This window comes from Trichococcus flocculiformis (genome assembly GCF_963662535.1).
In the GTDB taxonomy this organism is placed as follows: Bacteria; Bacillota; Bacilli; order Lactobacillales; family Aerococcaceae; genus Trichococcus; species Trichococcus flocculiformis.
This window is the reverse complement of sequence record NZ_OY759718.1, coordinates 420,875-440,356: the sequence shown is the minus strand read 5'-3', so window position 1 is coordinate 440,356 and position 19,482 is coordinate 420,875. Positions and strand designations below refer to the sequence as shown.

Here is a 19,482-nt window from a genome sequence, read left to right as displayed (position 1 = left end):
TTGTTAGGCTATAGGAATTTATAAAATTGTTTTCAACATAAAAGCGCATCACCGTAGGTGTTCCACACATTTGCAAAATGTTTCATGCACCTAATAATGATGGCTAGCTTCACGGGTTAGCCCTTCGGAAATTAGATAAATCGTACCTATTGCGCTCTACGATGCTCAGTTGCATGGGACTCTTAGGGATTCATCCCTTAGAGCCCCAGTACAAGGTGACCGTAGGGAACGTTGCGTGGACAGATTTCCTAACTTTCTTTCAGGGCTGAACGAACCCGTTCAGCTTTTCTTAGCCTTTATTCTTTTGTGCCAGTTGTTGGATCACTTGTGGGAAAATCCGGTGCTCTACTTGATGGATGCGGGTCTCCAAAGTCTCCAGCGTATCCTCCGGAAGGATCGCCACTTTTTCTTGGGCGATGATCGGGCCGGTATCGACCCCTTCATCAACGAAATGGACAGTGACGCCGGTCTCCGGAACGCTTGCTTCGAAGGCATCCTGGATACCATGCCGACCCGGGAAATCCGGCAGCAAGGACGGGTGGATATTGACGATGCGGTCGGCGTAGGCCGATAGCAAAGTCGGTCCGACAATCCGCATATAGCCCGCCAAGACAACCAAGTCGACCTTTTCTTCAGCCAGATGCTTCAAAATTTCATTTTCGTAGGCGACCCGATCCTTGAAGCCTTTCGGCGTAAAGGAGACCACCGGGATATTGTGTTGTTTGGCGCGCTCGATCGCATATGCTTTCGGCTTGTCGCAGAACAGGAAAGCGATCGTCGCATCCACTTCGCCTGACGCGATGGCTTCGGCGATGGCTTGAAAATTCGAGCCGTTTCCTGAAGCAAAGACAGCTATCCTCATGCTTGAGCCTCTTTCAGGATAACCTCTTTTTCTGATGTTTTTGCAGCCACGGATCCGATCACGTAGGCTTTTTCATCGTTCTCGGTTAGAACGCCGAGCACTTCCGTCAAGTTTTCAGGAGAGACCGCCAGCACCATACCGATGCCCATGTTGAAGATTTCGTACATTTCAAGAGCCGGAATCTTGCCGATTTTTTCCATCACTTGGAAAATCGGCAAGACAGGCCAGCTGCCTAATTGGATTTCCGCTTGGACGTTATCGGGAAGCATACGCGGCACGTTTTCGACGAAGCCGCCGCCTGTGATGTGGGCAACACCATGCAGCAGCTGTTTTTTGATCAACGGCAATAAAGCATTCACGTAGATTCTTGTAGGCGTCAACAGAACATCGCCCAATTCTTGGTCTTCGATGCCATCCACTTTGTCGGCCAATTTGTAGTCATTGTCCTTGAAGAAGATTTTGCGCACCAAGGAGTAGCCGTTCGAATGGATGCCTGATGAAGGCAACCCAACCAACACATCGCCTTCTTTGATCAAGGCAGGTGTCAACAAAGCATCTTTTTCCGCAATCCCTACCGTAAATCCGGCCAGATCGAAATCTTCCGGATCGTACATATCGGGCATTTCAGCTGTTTCTCCGCCGATCAGAGCAGCTCCGGCTTGGACGCAGCCTTCAGCTACGCCAGCAACGATCTGCTCCAATTTTTCCGGACGGTTTTTACCGACAGCTACATAATCCAAGAAATAAAGAGGTTCTGCACCTTGCGCTACAACATCGTTGACGCACATTGCGACACAATCGATCCCGATCGTATCGAATTTTCCGGCTTCGATGGCCAGCATAAGCTTCGTGCCGACACCATCCGTACCCGATACAAGTACAGGTTTTTTATAATTCAATTCAGAAAGGTCAAAGTTTCCGCCGAATCCGCCGACTTCGCCAAAAACGCCTGGACGTTTTGTGCGGTCGATGTGTTTCTTGATGCGGCTGACTGTTTCATAACCGGCTGTGACATCCACACCCGCTTTTGCATATGCGTTTTCCATCAAGCTTGCCCTCCCTTTAGATTCTCTTTTTGAATAGCTGTCATATTGTTCACGTAATCCGCTTCATAGTCGTATAGCCCAGTCGGATAATCCCCGTTGAAGCTGTCCATGCATAAGCCTGAATACGGCATATCAAATTTCAAACCGATTGAATCGATCAGACCCTCTTGGCTAAGGAAAGCCAAGCTGTCCGCACCGATGTATGCACAAATTTCATCAACGGTCATTTTAGCGGCGATCAGTTCAGCTGACTTGCTGATGTCGATGCCGTAAAAACTCGGGTAGATCAAAGGTGGGGAAGAGATGCGGACATGCACTTCTTTGGCTCCCGCTTCTTTCAATAACGTCACGATGCGTTTGCTGGTCGTCCCGCGCACGATCGAATCATCCACCATGACGACGCTCTTGCCTTGGACAACCCCTTTTACGGCGGACAACTTCATTTTTACGCCCAATTCGCGCAGTTCCTGCGTCGGTTGGATGAACGTACGTCCGACATATTGGTTCTTGATCAGGCCCATTTCGTAAGGCGTTCCGCTTTCTTCCGCAAATCCGCTCGCTGCGGACAAGGAAGAGTTGGGCACACCGATAACGATATCGGCTGTCACTGCAGGTGCTTCGATGGCCAAACGCGTTCCCATCCGCTTGCGTGCAGTATGCACATTCACGCCGGCAATATTGGAATCCGGACGCGCGAAGTAGATATACTCCATCGCAGCGATGGAGATGGTTGTATCGTCGGTATATTTTTCGATCGTCAAGCCGTTGTCGTCAATGATCGCCAGTTCGCCGGCGTTGACGTTGCGGACAAAATCCGCGCCGATCGTATCGATGGCACACGTTTCGCTGGCCATCACATACGCGCCATTCGGCAATTGGCCGATGACAAGCGGACGGAATGAATTCGGATCGACGGCACCGAACATTTTCTCTTCGGTCAAAAGGATATAAGTGAAGCCGCCTTTAACCTGATTCAGGCTCTCTTTGATCTTTTCGATCAGGCTGTCTTTCTGGCTGCGTCTGATCAGATGCATCAGAACTTCCGTATCCGAAGTCGAATGAAAGATGGCGCCGTTTTCCTCAAGATTGCGTCGCAATGATTTGGCATTCACCAAGTTGCCGTTGTGGCAAATGGCGATGTCCATATCATAGAAATGGTACAAAAACGGCTGCACATTCTCGATGCTGTTCTGTCCGGAAGTCGAGTAACGCACATGCCCGATGGCACGGTTCCCTGTCAATCTTTGCAGATCCGCTTCGTCCTTGAACACTTCGCTGATCAGACCAAGATTACGGTGAACCAACAGTTTTCCTTCATCACATGAAACTATCCCTGCACCCTCTTGTCCACGGTGCTGCAAGCTGTGCAAACCGAAGTAAGTCAACTGGCTGGCATTGTCGTCTCCCCAAATGCCGAATACGCCACATTCTTCGTTTAAGCTTTTTGTTTCAGCAAGCATGGAATAGCCTCCTCCCATTTCGTTTGTACTTCTTTAATATCCAAAGTGATTGTTTCGTTCGCGGCAGCGATTTTTGCGACAGCGGCAGCAGTCACGGTTCCGATTTGCGCAGCAGCTGATCCGAAGATCGCTTCCACAGCGGCAACATTTTCAGGTTTTACGGTCAGGATGAAGCGTGATTGCGTTTCGCTGAACAGCAATGTTTTATCCATAGCAACCGTCACATCGAAGCCTAGACCGGTGTCAAAGACGCTCTCCATCAAGCCGACAGCCAAGCCGCCTTCTGATAGGTCATGCGCGCTTGCGATCAGACCCGCTTTTATTGCTTTCAGGACGTTCGCTTGGTTTTCTTTTTCGACAGCCAAGTCAAAGTCCATCAGTTTGCCTTCTATTTTGCCCAATTCCATTTTTTGCAGTTCGGAACCGTTGAAATCTGCTTTGGTTTCGCCGATCAGAATAATGCGGTCGCCTGCAGCTTTGAAAGCTTGCGTAGTGATGTGTGCAAGATCCTCGATCAGACCAACCATACCGATCATCGGTGTCGGATAAACGGCCACGCCGTCGGTTTCATTGTAAAGGGACACGTTACCTGAGATGACAGGCGTATCCAATTGGCGGCAAGCTTCAGAGATACCGTCCGCGGAAGTGCTTAATTCCCAGAAAATTTCTGGTTTATCAGGATTTCCGTAGTTCAAGCAGTCTGTGATTGCCAATGGTTTTCCGCCGCTGGCAACGATATTGCGGGCAGCTTCAGCGACAGCGATCTGTCCGCCGATTTCCGGGTTCAAATACAGGTAACGGCCGTTGCAGTCCGTTGTCATTGCGATCGCTTTTTTGGTGCCTCGGACGCGGACAACTGCAGCATCGCTTCCTGGGCCTACAACCGTGCTGGTGCGGACCATGGAATCATAGGTATCATAGACGCTCTTCTTGGAAGCCAACGTCGCTTGTTGCAATAAAGCCACTAAGGTATCCTGCGCTGATGTGAAGACTGGCTTATAGTCTTCCATAGCTGCGAATGCAGCGATGCGGGCAGGCACTGCAGTCGGTTTGTAGTAGACCGGTGCATCTTCAGCCAAAGCATCAACCGGAAGTTCAGCGACCACTTTGCCTGCATGGGATAGACGGTACATGCCATCATCGGTAACTTCACCGATCACGACTGCATCCAATTCATATTTTTTGAACAGGTCGACGATGCGTTGCTCTTCGCCCTTCTTGATGCACAACAGCATACGCTCCTGTGACTCGGAAAGCATCATTTCGTAAGGTGTCATTTCTGTTTCACGCTGCGGAACATCGTCAAGGTTCAAAAGCAAGCCGCTGCCTGCTTTTGAAGCCATTTCCGAGCTGGAAGAGACTAAACCGGCAGCACCCATGTCCTGGATACCGATCAAAGCGTCGGAGTAGTCATAAATGCATTCCAAACAAGCTTCCATCAATAATTTTTCCATGAATGGATCGCCCACTTGGACAGCTGAACGTTGCGCTTCTTCCTCTTCCTTGAATTCTTCGGAAGCGAAAGTGGCGCCATGGATGCCATCGCGGCCTGTTTTTGCGCCCACGTACATGATCGAGTTGCCGACTCCGGCAGCTTGGCCTTTTTGCATATCTTTTTGATCGATCAAACCGACGCACATTGCGTTGACCAACGGATTGCCTTTGTAGCAAGGGTCGAAGACCGTTTCGCCGCCGACAGTCGGAATACCGATACAGTTGCCGTAACCGCTGATACCGGCAACGACTTCTTCGAAGATGTGTTTCGTACGCTCATTGTCCAATTCGCCGAAACGCAAAGAGTCAAGGATCGCAATCGGGCGTGCACCCATGCTGAAGATGTCACGGATAATTCCGCCGACACCGGTAGCTGCACCTTCATAAGGCTCGACAGCTGATGGGTGGTTGTGGCTTTCCGCTTTGAAAACGACAGCTTGGCCGTCGCCGATATCCACGATACCAGCGCCTTCGCCAGGTCCTTGCAACACTTGCGGGCCGGTAGTAGGGAATTTTCTCAGGACTGGTTTTGAATTTTTATAAGAACAGTGTTCGCTCCACATAACGGCAAACAGGCCAGTTTCAGTATAATTCGGCAAACGATGCAAAATTTTATCGCAGATTGTGCCGTACTCTTCGTCTGTCAGACCCCATTCACGATAAATTTTGGATTCTTTTACTTGTTCTGGCGTTGGTTCTAAAAATGCCATTATTTGTTCAGCTCCTTCTTATAATTTTCAACCATGGATTGGAACAGGCGCAGGCCGTCAGCCGATCCCAGCAAAGCTTCGACAGCACGCTCCGGGTGAGGCATCATGCCGAGGACGTTGCCTTTTTTGTTGATGATGCCGGCGATGTCTTCAATGCTGCCGTTCGGGTTACCATTAGCATAAGTGAATACGATTTGATTGTTGGCTTTCAGGTCAGCCAAAGTCTCTGCATCGCAGAAGTAGTTTCCTTCACCGTGCGCGATCGGAACAGAGATGATTTCGTCTTCTTTATAGAGGGAAGTGAATTGCGTATCAGCATTCACGACTTTGAGATCCTGCGGTTTGCAGACGAACTTCAAAGTATCATTGCGGCGCAAAGCACCAGGCAATAAGCCGGCTTCAGCCAAAATCTGGAATCCGTTGCAAGTGCCGAATACAGGCTTGCCTTCTTCAGCGAAACGGACGACTTCGCTCATGATGTTCGCAAAGCGGGCAATCGCACCTGTACGCAAGTAATCGCCATATGTGAATCCGCCGGGCAATAGGACAGCATCGAAACCTTCAAGGCTTGTTTCATAATGTTGCACATACTCTGCATCTTCTCCAAGAATATCTTTAATGGCTGCATACATATCTAAATCACAGTTCGAGCCAGGAAAAACGATGACAGCGAATTTCATTAAGCTTCAACCTCCTGGATTTCATAACGGTAAGTTTCCATGACCACGTTCGCCAGCAATTTGTCGCAGATCTCTTCGATGACTTGTTCAACGTTCTCTTCATCTTTGGAAACTTGGATTTCGAAATATTTCCCGATGCGGATATCTTCGATCGTCGGGTAGCCCATACGGTGGACGGCACCCTTCACGGCTTCCCCTTGCGGATCCAATACTGAGTCTTTATACGTTACATACACGGTTACTTTATACATGTCCAAATTCCTCGCTTTTGTTTTTTTATTTTTTGTTTTTTTTTAGTTGGTTTTGTTCCGGTTGGCTTACATTTTGTTCAGGCGGTCCAGCACTTCCACGTAGACCGGAATCAGATCTCCCAAGTCACGGCGGTAGATGTCTTTGTCCAAATGTTCATTCGTTTCGAGATCCCAAAGGCGGCATGTATCCGGTGAGATTTCATCAGCCAGGATGATTTCTCCCTCAGCTGTCTTGCCGAATTCGATTTTGAAATCGATCAGGCGGACGCCGATTGCCTTGAACATCTCGATCAAGGCTGCATTGATCTTCAGCGCTTGCTGCTTGATTTCGGCAACTTCTTCTTCAGTCGCTGCTCCCAGAACTTGTACGTGGGCATCATTGATGAAAGGATCATTGAGCGCGTCGTCTTTGTAGTAGAATTCCAAAACAGGGAACGGCAAGTCGATGCCTTCCTCCATGCCGAAACGTTTCGCGAAGCTTCCAGCGGCTACATTGCGGACAACCACTTCCAATGGGAACATATTGACTCTTTTCACTGATTGTTCGGTTTCTGATAGTTCTTGGATGTAATGGCTCGCGATACCCTTTTCAGCCAGATACTCGAAGATGCGGCCGGTGATCTGGTTATTGAGTCTGCCTTTCCCCTCGATAGTATCCTTCTTTATGCCGTTTAATGCCGTAGCTTGATTTAGGTACTCGGCCCAAAGAACATTCTCCTGATCTGTAGCATACATCTTTTTAGCTTTCCCAGTATAAAGCAATTCTTTTCTTTCCATCTTCCCCGTCCCTTTCCAAAACCGAACATTAATTTATACAAACGCCTTATTCATTCGTTTATATTGTATCATCTGCCCTCTACTTGTCAATGGCATTTTCATGAAAATTGAAATAAATCCCGGTTTTTCCTCAGTGCCTTTCAGTCATCCGGTGAACAGAAAAAGGCCGGAACCGTAGTCCCAGCCTTTCCATTAGTCTCCTAAACCAAGTCTTGCGAATACTTCGTCGACGTGACTCAAGTGATAGTTATAGTTGAAGGCATCCTCGATGTCTTCTTTCGTTAATTTTGCCATGATCGCTTCGTCCGCTTCCACCAATGGACGGAAATCGGTCTGATTATCCCATGAAAGGGCAGTCTTCGGCTGTACCAAGTCATAAGCTTCTTCACGGCTCATACCTTTGTCGATCAATTTCAACAGAACGCGTTGGCTATAGATCAATCCGAACGTGGCATTCATGTTGCGGAGCATATTCTCAGGGAACACAGTCAAGTTCTTGATGATGTTCCCAAAACGGTTCAACTGATAGTTCAACAATGTCGTTGCGTCAGGAAGGATGATGCGTTCCGCAGAAGAGTGGGAAATGTCGCGTTCATGCCATAAGCCTACATTCTCGTAAGCAGTGACCATGTAACCGCGGATGACGCGGGCAAGGCCCACCATATTTTCGGAACCGATCGGGTTGCGCTTGTGCGGCATAGCGGAAGAACCTTTTTGGCCTTTCGCGAAGAATTCTTCCACTTCGCGGGTTTCCGATTTTTGCAGTCCACGTATTTCAGTTGCGAAACGCTCGATGCTTGTCGCGATCAAAGCGATCGTTGCCATATATTCGGCATGCAGATCGCGCGGAAGAACCTGCGTCGAAATCTCTTGCGGTCTTATACCTAATTTTTCACAGACATACTCCTCCACGAATGGCGGGATGTTTGCGAAAGTGCCTACTGCACCGCTGATTTTTCCGGCTTCAACACCTTTTGCTGCGTGTTCAAAACGCTCGATGTTGCGTTTCATTTCTGAATACATCGTAGCCAGTTTCAAGCCGAATGTCGTAGGTTCTGCATGTACACCATGCGTACGACCCATGCAGACAGTCTTTTTGTGTTCTTTTGCCTTGTTGCCGATGATTTCCAGCATATTCTGCAGATCCTTGCGCAGGATATCATTAGCTTGCTTTAATTGGTAACCGTAGGCAGTATCGACCACATCGGTACTCGTCAGGCCATAGTGGACCCATTTTCTTTCTTCTCCCAAAGATTCGGAAACGGCGCGTGTGAACGCCACTACATCATGTCTGGTCTCTTTTTCGATTTCAAGGATACGGTCGATATCAAAAGTTGCATTCGCGCGGATTTTAGCAACGTCTTCCGCAGGGATTTCACCTAGGGCTGCCCAAGCTTCATCAGCCAGGATTTCGACCTCCAGCCAGCATTTGTAACGATTGTATTCGGACCAAACCTCGGCCATCTCAGGGCGTGTATAACGTGTAAGCATTTTAAATTGTTCCTCCGTTCCAGATTCGGGTATTGTCTATTTCTGTTAAGGTTGCTTCTTGATCATCTGTCAAAATGGTGATATGACCCATTTTTCTGTCTGTGCGCGATTCCGCTTTGCCGTAGTAATGGAAAGACCAATCCGCTTTTTCTTCCCGCAGCGCGATTGTGCCTTCCATATGCTGTCCCAGGATATTGACCATGATGGCAGGCGACAATTGACGCGCTGTCGGCATCGGCAATCCGGCGACTGCTTGGATATGGGCATCAAATTGGGAAACGTTCATTGCCTCGATTGTGTAATGGCCAGAATTATGCGGACGCGGCGCCAACTCATTGATGAAGATCGTATCATCCGCAGCCAGGAACATTTCGATGCCCAGCGTACCTACCAACTGCAGCGCGTCGGCGATTTGGTGGGCCGCCTTGTTGGCTTTTTCGGCTACCGCAGGCGTGACGCGGGCCGGCACAATCGATTCGTGCAGAATATTGTTGATGTGGATATTTTCGGAGACCGGGAACACCGTCGCTTCACCTTTTTGATTGCGTACGATCATGACCGAAAGTTCTTTCGTGAACGGAACCCAAGCCTCCAAAACGCAGATGCTGTCCGCTGCCAGTTTCATGGCTTCCGCTTTGTCCGCTTCCGATTTCAGGACAACCTGTCCCTTACCATCATACCCGAAACGGGTCGTTTTTAAAACACTCGGATAACCGATTTTAGCGATGGCCGCATCCAATTGTTCCGCATTTTCCACTACCGCGAATTGCGCAATCGATACACCGGCGGATTGAAGGAATTCCTTCTCCTTGATGCGATCCTGCGTAATCGTCAAAATTCCGCTGCCTTGCGGAATGCTGGACAGTGTTTCCACTTCCTGCAGCGCTACTGCATCGATGTTCTCAAATTCGAATGTCACGACATCGGATTTTTCGGCCAATTCGCGCAAAGCCACCGCGTCAGCGTATGCCGCCTGGATGTGCCAATCCGCAACTTGGGCTGCCGGGCAATTTTCTCCCGGATCCAAAATTCCGACGGTGAATCCCATCCTCTTTGCGGACTGTGCCAGCATACGTCCTAATTGTCCCCCGCCGATGATGCCGATCACGTCGTTCGGTTTCAGTATTTTATACAAGATCTTCACTACTTTCCAATACTTTTTGTTTTAAATCTTCCCGTCTCTTTTCCAATTGATCGGCCAAATCCTGATTTTCGATTGAAAGGATCTGCACGGCCAGCAGACCGGCATTGATTGCCCCTGCTTTGCCGATCGCTACCGTCGCAACCGGAACACCACCGGGCATCTGGACGATGGACAACAAAGAATCCATTCCGCTCAAAGCGCGCGATTGGACCGGAACACCGATGACCGGAAGCGTCGTTTTCGCGGCAATCATGCCCGGAAGGTGCGCTGCGCCGCCCGCGCCGGCAATGATGACTTTCGTTCCCGCAGCCCGTGCTTGTTCAGCAAAAGTGAACATCAGATCCGGTGTCCGGTGAGCCGAAACGACTTTCTTTTCATAAGCGATGCCAAACTCATCCAGTATCATGCAAGCTTCTTTCATAGTTTCCCAGTCAGAAGTACTACCCATTACGACAGAAACAACCGTATTCATCCATTTTCCCCCATTATCGATTTTTCATTTTTAATATAGCACATCATCTGTAATTATTCCAAACAATTTTAGACAAAACAGACCTGTTCGTTCGGAAATAATCAGTTTTTTTTCAAAAGAGAAGAAATAATACCCTGATTTCACATTAAAAAAGTGATGATTTTTCACCATAAATGGCAACAATATGATAAAATAATGATATGCAAACCCTTACAAATTAAAAAAATGCGGATTCTCTTTTTATTTCCGTGGTTATACTATAGAATAAACGGGAATAATATTATTAAACACAATTTTTGCAACTTATTTATTTTATTTCCAATAAACCCATCCACTTACTGAAGGAGTGATGATTATGAATAAATTCTTTGATATCTATATGGATTTGAGAAAAAAAATTGAACATGCAGAATTCGAAACAGGATCTCTGTTGCCCAGCGAAAAAACACTTTCGGACCACTATCATGTTTCGCGGGAAACAATCAGAAAGGCTTTGGCCCTGTTGCTGGAAGGTGGCTATATCCAAAAGAAACAAGGCAAAGGTTCCATTGTACTTGATATCAGACGCTTCAATTTCCCCGTTTCCGGACTTACCAGTTTTAAAGAGCTTCAAGATTCCCAACAAATCCCAAATGAAACAATCGTCATCAAAAATAAACTAGAGACCCTTCCGGAGTTCCTTGCGGAAAATCTGAAGGTAGATCCCGGCCGCGAAGTAATTTCCCTTGTCCGGCTTCGCAAGATTGCTGGGGAAGTTGTCATCATGGATAAGGACTATCTCTTCCATGATATCATCGAACAAATCCCTTCCGAAGCTGCTGAAAATTCCATTTATGCGTATTTGGAGAATGAACTTGGTCTGAATATCGCTTATGCCAAAAAGGAATTCGTCGTGGAGCCTGCGACACGGGAAGATCACAAACTGATGAATTTGAAAGATGACACGCATATCGTCGTCGTAAAGAGCGAAGTCTATCTGGAGGATACCCGTCTTTTCCAGTACACAGAGTCTCGCCATCGTTTGGACCGCTTCCGCTTCGTCGAATTCGCCCGCAGAAAACACAGCCTATAAAAGCAAAGCGGGACAAGCCCGCTTTGCCTCGAAAGAAATTTAGGAAATCTGGCCTCGCAACGTTCCCTACGGTCACCTTGTACTAGGGCTCTAAGGGATGAATCCCTAAGAGTCCCATGCAAATGAGCATCGCAAAGCGCAATTGCTGAGAGACTTCCAAAAAAAGGAATCAACGTGACCGTACCGGTCAGTTGTTTCATGTTTCTAAGCCATCAAAGATGGCAAGAACCATGACAAGTCGAATATTATCCTTGGCTCGATAGAGACAAGGGGTTCCTTCATTAATTTCCGAGAGGCAGGCTTGGACCGCTAGCCATCATTTTAGAGGCATAAAACGTTGTGCAAACCTATAAAACACCCATGGTGATGCACTTTTTAGTTAATAACATGCTACAAATTAGAAAAAAGATGAAGCCGGCATGGCCTCATCTTTTTTGGTTGTGCAGGGACTGATCATTCATTGACTTTCGTATAATCAACAGTAAAATAGGCACCTTCAGCCATCAGGATATGCCCTGATTCGTACGGGTTTCCGGCCACCGTAAGGTAGACTTCCTGGACTCCGTAATATTCCCCGATCGTATTGACGACTCCCTGCAAAATCAACGATTCCGCTGATGTTCCGGCATTCATTTCAGAAACAAATTCCTGCGAGAAGTCCACATAGACACGCCCATCGTCACTCAAGGACAAGCTGTTGATGGAGACATTCGGCCCAATCAGACTTCCCCCTGGAGCATCCGGAACATTCTTCAGCGCTTCCGCCAGAATGGTGCGGGTAATATCATTGGTCGTATAAGATAAAACGATGCTTGTTGCATTCAATCCCATCAGCTCGCTGTCCGGATAAAAAACGCGCAACTGTTGCGTTTCTGGAACGTCCTCGTTGCGGGCTTCCAGACTGGAAGAGACAACCATGTCATCCCCAAGGTCCGTCACCCGTTTCACCAAACCAATATCTTTCACATAGTAATCCTTGGTAGTCGAAGCTTCATAAGTCGTCGTCACTTCAAGCGCTTCAAAATTACCCATTGGTGTTTCGATCTGTGCCGTCAGATTCGTGATTTCGGAAGGGACTCCGCTCGCATTCACCCAACTGTTCCCGACTTCCAAAGGCTCCTTCAACAGAATATCCAACTGGTTTGCCGCATCGCCGCTTGCTGTTTTTTCAAGCATATTTTCCCTGAAGTAGGTTTCCGGACGCTTGAATACTTCTCTGAGTTCCCCGTCAGCCAGTTCCAATACCGTCACAACCTGCGTGCCACCGTTGTTGGAAGTGATTTGCATCCGGTTACCCTCGATGTATTGCGGATAGACCGTGAAGGAAGCATACTCATTCCCCTCGCCCAAATATTTAGTGAATACGGATGCGCTGAACGGATAATAAGCCTCGATTGTCACTGCTTCTACATTTTCGGAAGAGGACGAGGAAGCCGAGCCGCTGTCTGTTGAACTGGACACGGAAGAAGATACACTGCTGACAGCCGAAGAATCGGATGAGGAATCGGATCCTCCAAAGAGACTGCAAGAAGCTAATAGGGGCACCACTAACGCTACCATCAGATTCGGAACTTTCTTTCTCATATTTTTTTCCCACCTTCTGCCTTAGTTGTCTTCATTATATCACAACCGCTTTCTAAGGCATTACCCTAACTATTGCTGCCGTGCACGAATGCTGTGGCACTGAGCAGCTCCTTTCAAGTATAATGAAGCCAGCACGAAACTAAAAGAAACATTTCACAAATTTTAAATAGAGGTGGAAAAAATATGAAGGAAATCAGTTTGAACGATACCGTCTACAATCTGGTAAAGCAGTACCCTGAAATCAGGGAGCTCATCATCAGCCTAGGCTTCGAACCATTGCGCAGCGACAAAATGCTAAACACCGCCGGCCGCATCATGACTATAGGGAAAGCCCTCAAGCGCAATGATGTGCCGGAGGAGCTATTCGTTGAAACGCTGGCGAAAAACGGATTCAGCGTGAAGGAATTGGCAATATCAGCCGTAACGGTTGCTCCAAGCGAATCCGAAGAGCCCTCTGCTCCAACCGGTGGAATTGCCCGCATGGGTTCAACGGAATTCCAGGAGCGCCAAGACATTCTGCAGAGCCTCATCCTGCGTTTGCATAGAGGGGAGGACTGGGATGCGGTGCAAGCCGACTTCAAGAAACATTTCACGGGCGTCAGTGCCTACGAAATTTCCGTCATGGAGCAAGGCCTGATGGGCAAAGGGATTGACGCCGAAGACATCCAGCGCCTTTGCAACGTGCACGCCTCGCTCTTCGGCGGATCCATCGAAGCGGTCTACACCACTTCAGCAGAACAGCAGCATGCCGGCCATCCAATCCAAGTTATGAAACTCGAAAACTTAGCCATCGAAAATACGCTGGAAAAAATCAGCAAATTACTGGCTGTCTATCTTGAAAAAAAAGAGCCGGAAATCAAAAAAGGTATCCAAAACCAATTGAATTTGCTCGGCGAATTCGATAAGCACTATGCCCGCAAAGAATACGCCATCTTCCCGATTATGGAAAACAAAGGCATCACAGCCCCACCGAAAGTCATGTGGGGTGTCGATGATGAAATTCGCAGCATGTTCAAGGAATTCCGAACACTGTTGCAGAACGAGGACTTCGATGCGATCCCGAAAGCATTCTCCGACCTGAAATACGAAATGACGGAAATGATCACAAAAGAGGAAGATATCCTCTTGCCGATGATTATCGACATCTTCAACGAGGACCATTGGCTACAGATCGCCCAGGAGTCTGATGAAATCGGCTATTGCATCGTAAAACCGGAAGCAAAATGGGTGCCGGAACGGACCCTTCCAGAAAATGTTTCACATGAAACATTTATAACTGAAGAAAATGCATACATAAATTTCCAAACCGGACATCTGACGCCGCACCAGTTGGAAAAGATGCTGAATAATATCCCTTTGGAATTGACTTTCGTCGATGCCGACAATATCGTGCGCTACTACAACGACAACGGCGAAGAAAAGTTCTTCAAGCGCACAAGCAGTGCAATCGGCCGAGATGTGCTGAATTGCCATCCACCGAAGAGCCTGCCGATTGTCACAAAACTGCTCGCTGATTTGAAATCAGGCGCGAAAGAAAGCGAATCGATGTGGTTCCGCGCGATGGGCAAATTCATCCTGGTAACCTATCGCGCCGTCAGGGATGACGACGGCAGCTACATGGGAACCCTTGAATATGTGCAGGACATCCAGCCGATCATCGATCTTGACGGCGAAAAACGCACCCTTTCCTGAACTACTGTGAAGTGCAGGAGCGATTGCCAAACAATAAAAATACCGAGCGGCCCCATTTTTGAGGCCGCCCGGTATTTTTGGCGTTAGCCGGTAACTTTCTGTGTAATCATCCTTCATCGTCTCCTATCACCGTTCTGCTCCGGTAATAGGAGGCCTCGCCGGATGCCGGCCAACATTTTTCTTGCCAGCTCCTATGAGCGCCGCTTCGTCGGCGTTCACATCGATAGTTGCCGGTTTTCTCCTGTGAGCATGCGTCTTACCGGAGCAGGGCACCAAAAAATGGCCATCTCTAGTGAGACGACCATTTCTTTTGTGCTTATTTGATTATCCTGAAAGCGATGGTTTCGTACGGGTTCAGCGTGAAGGAAGACGCAAGCTGCCTTTCCCCATAATTGCCGACCAAGAAACTGCTGGCCTTGCTTGCCCATTCTTCCGGTACGCTGATTGTGTACTCACCGGCATAGAAATGATTCAGAACCAACACTTTTTCTTCCTCGTTCTCCCGGATATAGGCGAACACTTCCGAATCGTCCAACAGGATACCCTCGTAGGAACCATCCGCAATGACTGCATGCTCTTTGCGGATACGGATCAACTCCTGGTAGTAACGGAAAATTTGGCCCTCAGCGCATTCTTTTTCGACGTTTACTTCTGGATAATTGGCCGCGACCTGCAGCCATGGTTCGCCGGTCGTGAAGCCTGCGTGCCGGCTGCTGTCCCATTGCATCGGCGTCCGGCTGTTGTCGCGGGATTTTTGTTTGATGATCCGCATTGCCTCCTGATGCGTCAATCCGGCAAGTTTCAGCTCGCGGTAGGCATTGTGCGATTCGATATCCCGATAACTGCTGATGTCATCATAATCCGGATTCGTCATGCCGATTTCCTCGCCTTGATAGATGTAAGGCGTTCCCCGCAAGAGATGGATTGTTTGCGCCAGCATGGAGGCTGTCTCGAAAGGATACCGCTCCGGATCACCGAATCGGCTGTTGGCTCGCGGTTGATCATGATTGTTCCAGAACAGTGCGTTCCATCCGTTTCCGTCCGACATCCCTGCCTGCCACTCATTCAGAATTCGCTTCAGTTCAAGAAAATCGAATGGCTGATCCGTCCATTTTTCACCATCTTTGTAATCAACTTTCAGATGGTGGAAACTGAAAATCATCGAGAGTTCGTTTCTGTCCGGATTCGAATAAAGAATACCATTTTCGACAGTGGTCGAGGACATCTCGCCGACCGTGATGATATCCTCCAGCGTCCCGAACGATGCTTGGTTCAACTCACGGATGTACTCATGGACGATCGGTCGATCCGTGTAGAGGCTCTTTTCGTTGCTTCCTTCACTGTCGACCAGCGCGACATCTTTGCCTATCAGGTTCAACACATCGAAGCGGAAGCCCTTGATGCCCTTTTCCAACCAGAAATTGACGACTTTCTGCAGTTCCTCGCGCACTTTCGGGTTGCGCCAGTTCAGATCCGCTTGCGTGACATCAAACAGATGCAGGTAGTACTTGCCGGTGTCCCCGAATGGCGCCCACGCCTCGCCGCCGAATTTCGAACTCCAGTTGGTCGGCAGGCTGCCGTCTTCTTTCGGATCGCGGATGATGTAATAATCCTGGTACTCTTTGTCCCCGGCCAACGCTTTCCGGAACCACTCATGTGTGGTCGATGTATGATTGAACACCATGTCGAATATAATTTCGATGCCATGCTGCTTCAGCTTGCCGATCAGTTCTTCAAAATCCGCCATCGTGCCGAAAACAGGATCGATGGCATAATAATCAGTGATGTCGTATCCATTGTCCATTTGCGGGGATACGAAGATCGGATTCATCCAAATCATATCGATGCCTAACTCCGCCAAATAGGGCACTTTGCTGATGATCCCTTGGAGATCACCGATACCATTGCCATCGGAATCCTTGAATGATTTTGGATAAAGCTGATAGATCACTTTTTTTTGAAAGTCTTTCATTGTAAAGCCCCCTGTCTTCTTACTATGACTGAAGGCAAAAAGCTTCAGTCACAGCTTTTTGCCTTCAGTAATTCACTTTTTATTTTTGCGTTTGGATAACCGGTGCGTCCTCGACTTCGCCTTTAGGAGCGAAAAGTTGTTTCTTTTCGAACAAAACCGTCAACAGGAACGGCACGACAATCGCGATGGCCATACATACGATGAACATTGCCATCGAATCGGTCTGGATACTCAAGAAACCTGGAATCCCACCTACTCCGATACTGTTCGCCATGACGTTGAAGGTCGTAGCCACCAATCCGGCGATTCCGGATCCAATCATGGCTGCAACGAACGGATAGATGTATTTGATGTTGATCCCGAACATGGCCGGCTCGGTTACGCCCAAGTAGCAGGAAATGGCAGCAGGGATGGAAACTTGTTCCTCTTTTTCATTGCCTCTGTGCAGGAAGATGATTGCCAGCACGGCCGAGCCTTGTGCGATATTCGAAAGGGCGATCATCGGCCACAGGTTCGTGCCGCCGAAATCAGCAATCAGCTGCAGGTCGATGGCATTGGACATATGATGAAGCCCTGTGATGACAAGCGGCGAATACAGCGTACCGAAGAACAGACCGAACAACCATCTGAAGTCCCCAGTCAATCCGGCATAGACGACTTCGGAAACCCATTGTCCGATCGTCCAACCGATAGGGCCCAGCACCGTATGCGCGATGATGACAGTAGGAACCAGGGCCAACAATGGGACCACAATCATCGAAATATATTGCGGAACCCATTTACGCAGCCAAATCTCCAGATAGGCCAGCACAAACCCAGCCAACATGGCGGGAATGACTTGTGCTTGATAGCCGATCTTGTTGATCGTGAAAGCACCGAAATCCCAGAACGGAATCTCTGTTGCACCAGCGACACCATAAGCATTCAATAATTGCGGTGATACCAATGTAATCCCGAGAACGATACCCAGAATCTGCGTAGTGCCCATCTTTTTCGTGATGCTCCAAGTGATACCGACTGGCAAGAAGTGGAAAATCGCCTCACCGATCAGCCAAAGAAAATCATTGACGCCTGTCCAGAACTGGGAATTGGAAACGATTGTGCCGTTGGCGAAATTGATCCCTTCAAGCACATTCCGAAATCCGAGGATAAGACCCCCTACTACGATCGCCGGAATCAGCGGCGTAAAGATTTCCGCCAGCACAGCCATGGCACGCTGCACTACATTTTGGTTCTGCTTTGCTGCAGCTTTTGCCTCATCCTTCGAAACACCCTCTTTGCCTGATACCTTCGCGAATGCATTATAGAATTGTGGCACTTCATTACCGATGATGACCTGAAATTGTCCAGCTTGCGTGAAGGTTCCTTTGACTGCGGGTATGTCTTCGATTTTCTTGATGTTGGCGGCAGCAGGGTCATTCAGAACGAAACGCATCCGAGTGGCACAGTGACTGACGGCAGAAATATTATCGGGCCCTCCGATATACTCCAGCAAATCTTTTGCATCTTTGTTGAAATCCACCATTTTTTCTCCTCCTCAACTTGTATATACATGTTCCTGACAATTCTATTTTACCGTGAATCGTTTTACAATGCAAACGTTTTCCTTTTGTAACACTTAAACTTGTATAGACAAGTTTTGAATTTTCCGTATTTTATGAAGCGTTAGCACGCTGGACAACCCCATCAAAAAAAAAACGGCAAAAGGATCGAATTGCCGGTTCCTTGCCGTTTTTTTGATTATGCCAAACCGATCATATCCCTTGTTTCACTTTCACCAACGTACGCCCGTGCATCTTTCCTTCCATGATTTTCTCGAAAGCCACCGGTAAATCCTCCAGCGTGATTTCCTGTTCCACCAACAGATCCAGATTTTCCGGCTTCAGATCGCTTGCCATCCGCCCCCAAAGTTTGATGCGCTCTGCGTAAGGATGGCTCACCGAGTCGATCCCCACAAGCTTGACGCCCCTCAGGATGAATGGCAGCACGGTCGCCTCGAATGCGATTCCGCCAGCATTCCCGCTCAAAGCCATACAGCCGCCGTAGTGCAGCTGCGCCAGCAAGTCAGGCAACATCGGACCGCCGACCGGATCGACGATCGCCGCCCAACGTTGCTGTGCCAATGGCCGCTTCTTCTCCAGTGCTACTTCATCGGGATGGAGGACCGCTTCAGCACCGAGTCCCTTCTTCAGGTAATCCGTGCAGTCCGCTTTTTTGCGGGACACAGCTTCGACCGTATAACCTAGGCGCTTCAGCATCGCGATCGCCATCCCGCCGACACCGCCGGAAGCACCTGTCACCAATACATTCCCCATTTGCGGCTGGATGCCTTGCTTCTCCAAAGCATCCACCGATTCAGCCGCTGTGTACCCGGCCGTCCCGAAAATCATTGCTTCCCTTAAACTCAACCCTTCAGGCAACGGCACGACCCAGGCTGCAGGGACCCGGGCATATTGGCTGAATCCGCCGAAATGACTCACACCTAAACCGTAGCCAGTCACGATCACCTTATCCCCTGCCTGGAAAGTTGGATCGAGCGATTCCACAACCACGCCGCTCAGATCGATCCCCAAAATCATCGGATAGTTGCGGATGACCCCGCTTTTCGGATTGGTTCCGGCCAGCCCGTCCTTGTAGTTGACGCTCGAATAGTGCACTTCGACCAGCACCTCCCCATCAGGTAAGTCCTCTTTGTTGAATGTTCTGACCGTCGCTTCCACTTTTTCGCCTGTATTTTCCGCCCATAAAGCTTTGAACTCTTCCATACTGCATTTC

Annotated in this window: 17 protein-coding genes; 3 read left to right on the top strand and 14 right to left on the bottom strand. The window is 48.6% G+C overall.

What is annotated here, in order from left to right; all coding sequences use genetic code 11:
- Positions 1 to 289: 289 nt before the first annotated feature.
- From purN to purE, 10 genes are all read right to left on the bottom strand, one after another.
- Complete coding sequence (purN, locus tag ACKPCD_RS02380; protein WP_321433890.1) at positions 290 to 862, bottom strand: phosphoribosylglycinamide formyltransferase; 573 nt, start codon at positions 860 to 862, stop codon at positions 290 to 292.
- Positions 859 to 1,908 carry a phosphoribosylformylglycinamidine cyclo-ligase gene (gene purM, locus ACKPCD_RS02375; RefSeq protein ID WP_276641062.1) on the bottom strand — a complete coding sequence of 350 codons (1,050 nt, stop codon included), beginning with the start codon at positions 1,906 to 1,908 and terminating at the stop codon, positions 859 to 861. Before purM ends, purN begins: the two co-directional genes overlap by 4 nt.
- A complete protein-coding gene (gene purF / locus ACKPCD_RS02370; RefSeq protein WP_068562110.1) occupies positions 1,908 to 3,368 on the bottom strand; it encodes an amidophosphoribosyltransferase in 1,461 nt (486 codons plus the stop codon). Before purF ends, purM begins: the two co-directional genes overlap by 1 nt.
- Positions 3,344 to 5,572: a phosphoribosylformylglycinamidine synthase subunit PurL gene (gene purL, locus ACKPCD_RS02365; RefSeq protein ID WP_321433889.1), complete on the bottom strand. Its 2,229-nt coding sequence runs from the start codon at positions 5,570 to 5,572 to the stop codon at positions 3,344 to 3,346. The genes purF and purL overlap by 25 nt, the downstream gene beginning before the upstream one ends.
- Positions 5,572 to 6,252 (bottom strand): phosphoribosylformylglycinamidine synthase subunit PurQ, encoded by a 681-nt coding sequence (purQ, locus tag ACKPCD_RS02360; protein WP_086988978.1) that lies wholly within the window; start codon positions 6,250 to 6,252, stop codon positions 5,572 to 5,574. The genes purL and purQ overlap by 1 nt, the downstream gene beginning before the upstream one ends.
- Positions 6,252 to 6,503: a phosphoribosylformylglycinamidine synthase subunit PurS gene (purS, locus tag ACKPCD_RS02355; RefSeq protein ID WP_068562113.1), complete on the bottom strand. Its 252-nt coding sequence runs from the start codon at positions 6,501 to 6,503 to the stop codon at positions 6,252 to 6,254. The genes purQ and purS overlap by 1 nt, the downstream gene beginning before the upstream one ends.
- A gap of 66 nt (positions 6,504 to 6,569) precedes the next feature.
- Positions 6,570 to 7,280, bottom strand: coding sequence for a phosphoribosylaminoimidazolesuccinocarboxamide synthase (purC, locus tag ACKPCD_RS02350; RefSeq protein WP_321433888.1), 711 nt, complete (start codon positions 7,278 to 7,280; stop codon positions 6,570 to 6,572).
- A 192-nt stretch (positions 7,281 to 7,472) separates the two neighbouring features.
- On the bottom strand, positions 7,473 to 8,771 hold the full coding sequence (gene purB, locus ACKPCD_RS02345) for an adenylosuccinate lyase (protein ID WP_086988979.1): 1,299 nt from the start codon (positions 8,769 to 8,771) through the stop codon (positions 7,473 to 7,475).
- Between the two features lies 1 nt (position 8,772).
- Positions 8,773 to 9,906, bottom strand: coding sequence for a 5-(carboxyamino)imidazole ribonucleotide synthase (gene purK / locus ACKPCD_RS02340; protein WP_407702680.1), 1,134 nt, complete (start codon positions 9,904 to 9,906; stop codon positions 8,773 to 8,775).
- Positions 9,899 to 10,387, bottom strand: coding sequence for a 5-(carboxyamino)imidazole ribonucleotide mutase (gene purE, locus ACKPCD_RS02335; protein WP_321433887.1), 489 nt, complete (start codon positions 10,385 to 10,387; stop codon positions 9,899 to 9,901). Before purE ends, purK begins: the two co-directional genes overlap by 8 nt.
- 355 nt (positions 10,388 to 10,742) lie before the next feature.
- Here purE and treR point away from each other — a divergent pair, with 355 nt between their 5' ends.
- Positions 10,743 to 11,459, top strand: a complete 717-nt coding sequence (gene treR, locus ACKPCD_RS02330; RefSeq protein WP_321433886.1) for a trehalose operon repressor — start codon at positions 10,743 to 10,745, stop codon at positions 11,457 to 11,459.
- A gap of 453 nt (positions 11,460 to 11,912) precedes the next feature.
- On the opposite strand, the gene ACKPCD_RS02325 is transcribed toward treR, so the two are convergent.
- Positions 11,913 to 13,043, bottom strand: a complete 1,131-nt coding sequence (locus ACKPCD_RS02325; RefSeq protein ID WP_321433885.1) for a GerMN domain-containing protein — start codon at positions 13,041 to 13,043, stop codon at positions 11,913 to 11,915.
- 183 nt (positions 13,044 to 13,226) lie between these two features.
- Here ACKPCD_RS02325 and ACKPCD_RS02320 point away from each other — a divergent pair, with 183 nt between their 5' ends.
- The gene (locus ACKPCD_RS02320; protein WP_321433884.1) at positions 13,227 to 14,735 is read left to right on the top strand and encodes a DUF438 domain-containing protein; all 1,509 of its coding nucleotides are present in this window, start codon (positions 13,227 to 13,229) and stop codon (positions 14,733 to 14,735) included.
- A 162-nt stretch (positions 14,736 to 14,897) separates the two neighbouring features.
- On the top strand, positions 14,898 to 15,059 hold the full coding sequence (locus ACKPCD_RS02315) for a hypothetical protein (protein ID WP_218778227.1): 162 nt from the start codon (positions 14,898 to 14,900) through the stop codon (positions 15,057 to 15,059).
- Here ACKPCD_RS02315 and treC read toward each other — a convergent pair.
- The 3 genes from treC to ACKPCD_RS02300 all read right to left on the bottom strand — a co-directional run bounded on the left by treC (position 15,052) and on the right by ACKPCD_RS02300 (position 19,472).
- Entirely contained in the window at positions 15,052 to 16,707 is a 1,656-nt protein-coding gene (gene treC / locus ACKPCD_RS02310) for an alpha,alpha-phosphotrehalase (RefSeq protein ID WP_321433883.1), read from the bottom strand. The two genes, ACKPCD_RS02315 and treC, sit on opposite strands and share 8 nt — an antisense overlap.
- 79 nt (positions 16,708 to 16,786) lie before the next feature.
- Positions 16,787 to 18,232, bottom strand: coding sequence for a PTS system trehalose-specific EIIBC component (gene treP / locus ACKPCD_RS02305; RefSeq protein WP_288926562.1), 1,446 nt, complete (start codon positions 18,230 to 18,232; stop codon positions 16,787 to 16,789).
- Between the two features lie 229 nt (positions 18,233 to 18,461).
- A complete protein-coding gene (locus tag ACKPCD_RS02300) occupies positions 18,462 to 19,472 on the bottom strand; it encodes an oxidoreductase (protein WP_321433882.1) in 1,011 nt (336 codons plus the stop codon).
- Between the last annotated feature and the right edge of the window lie 10 nt (positions 19,473 to 19,482).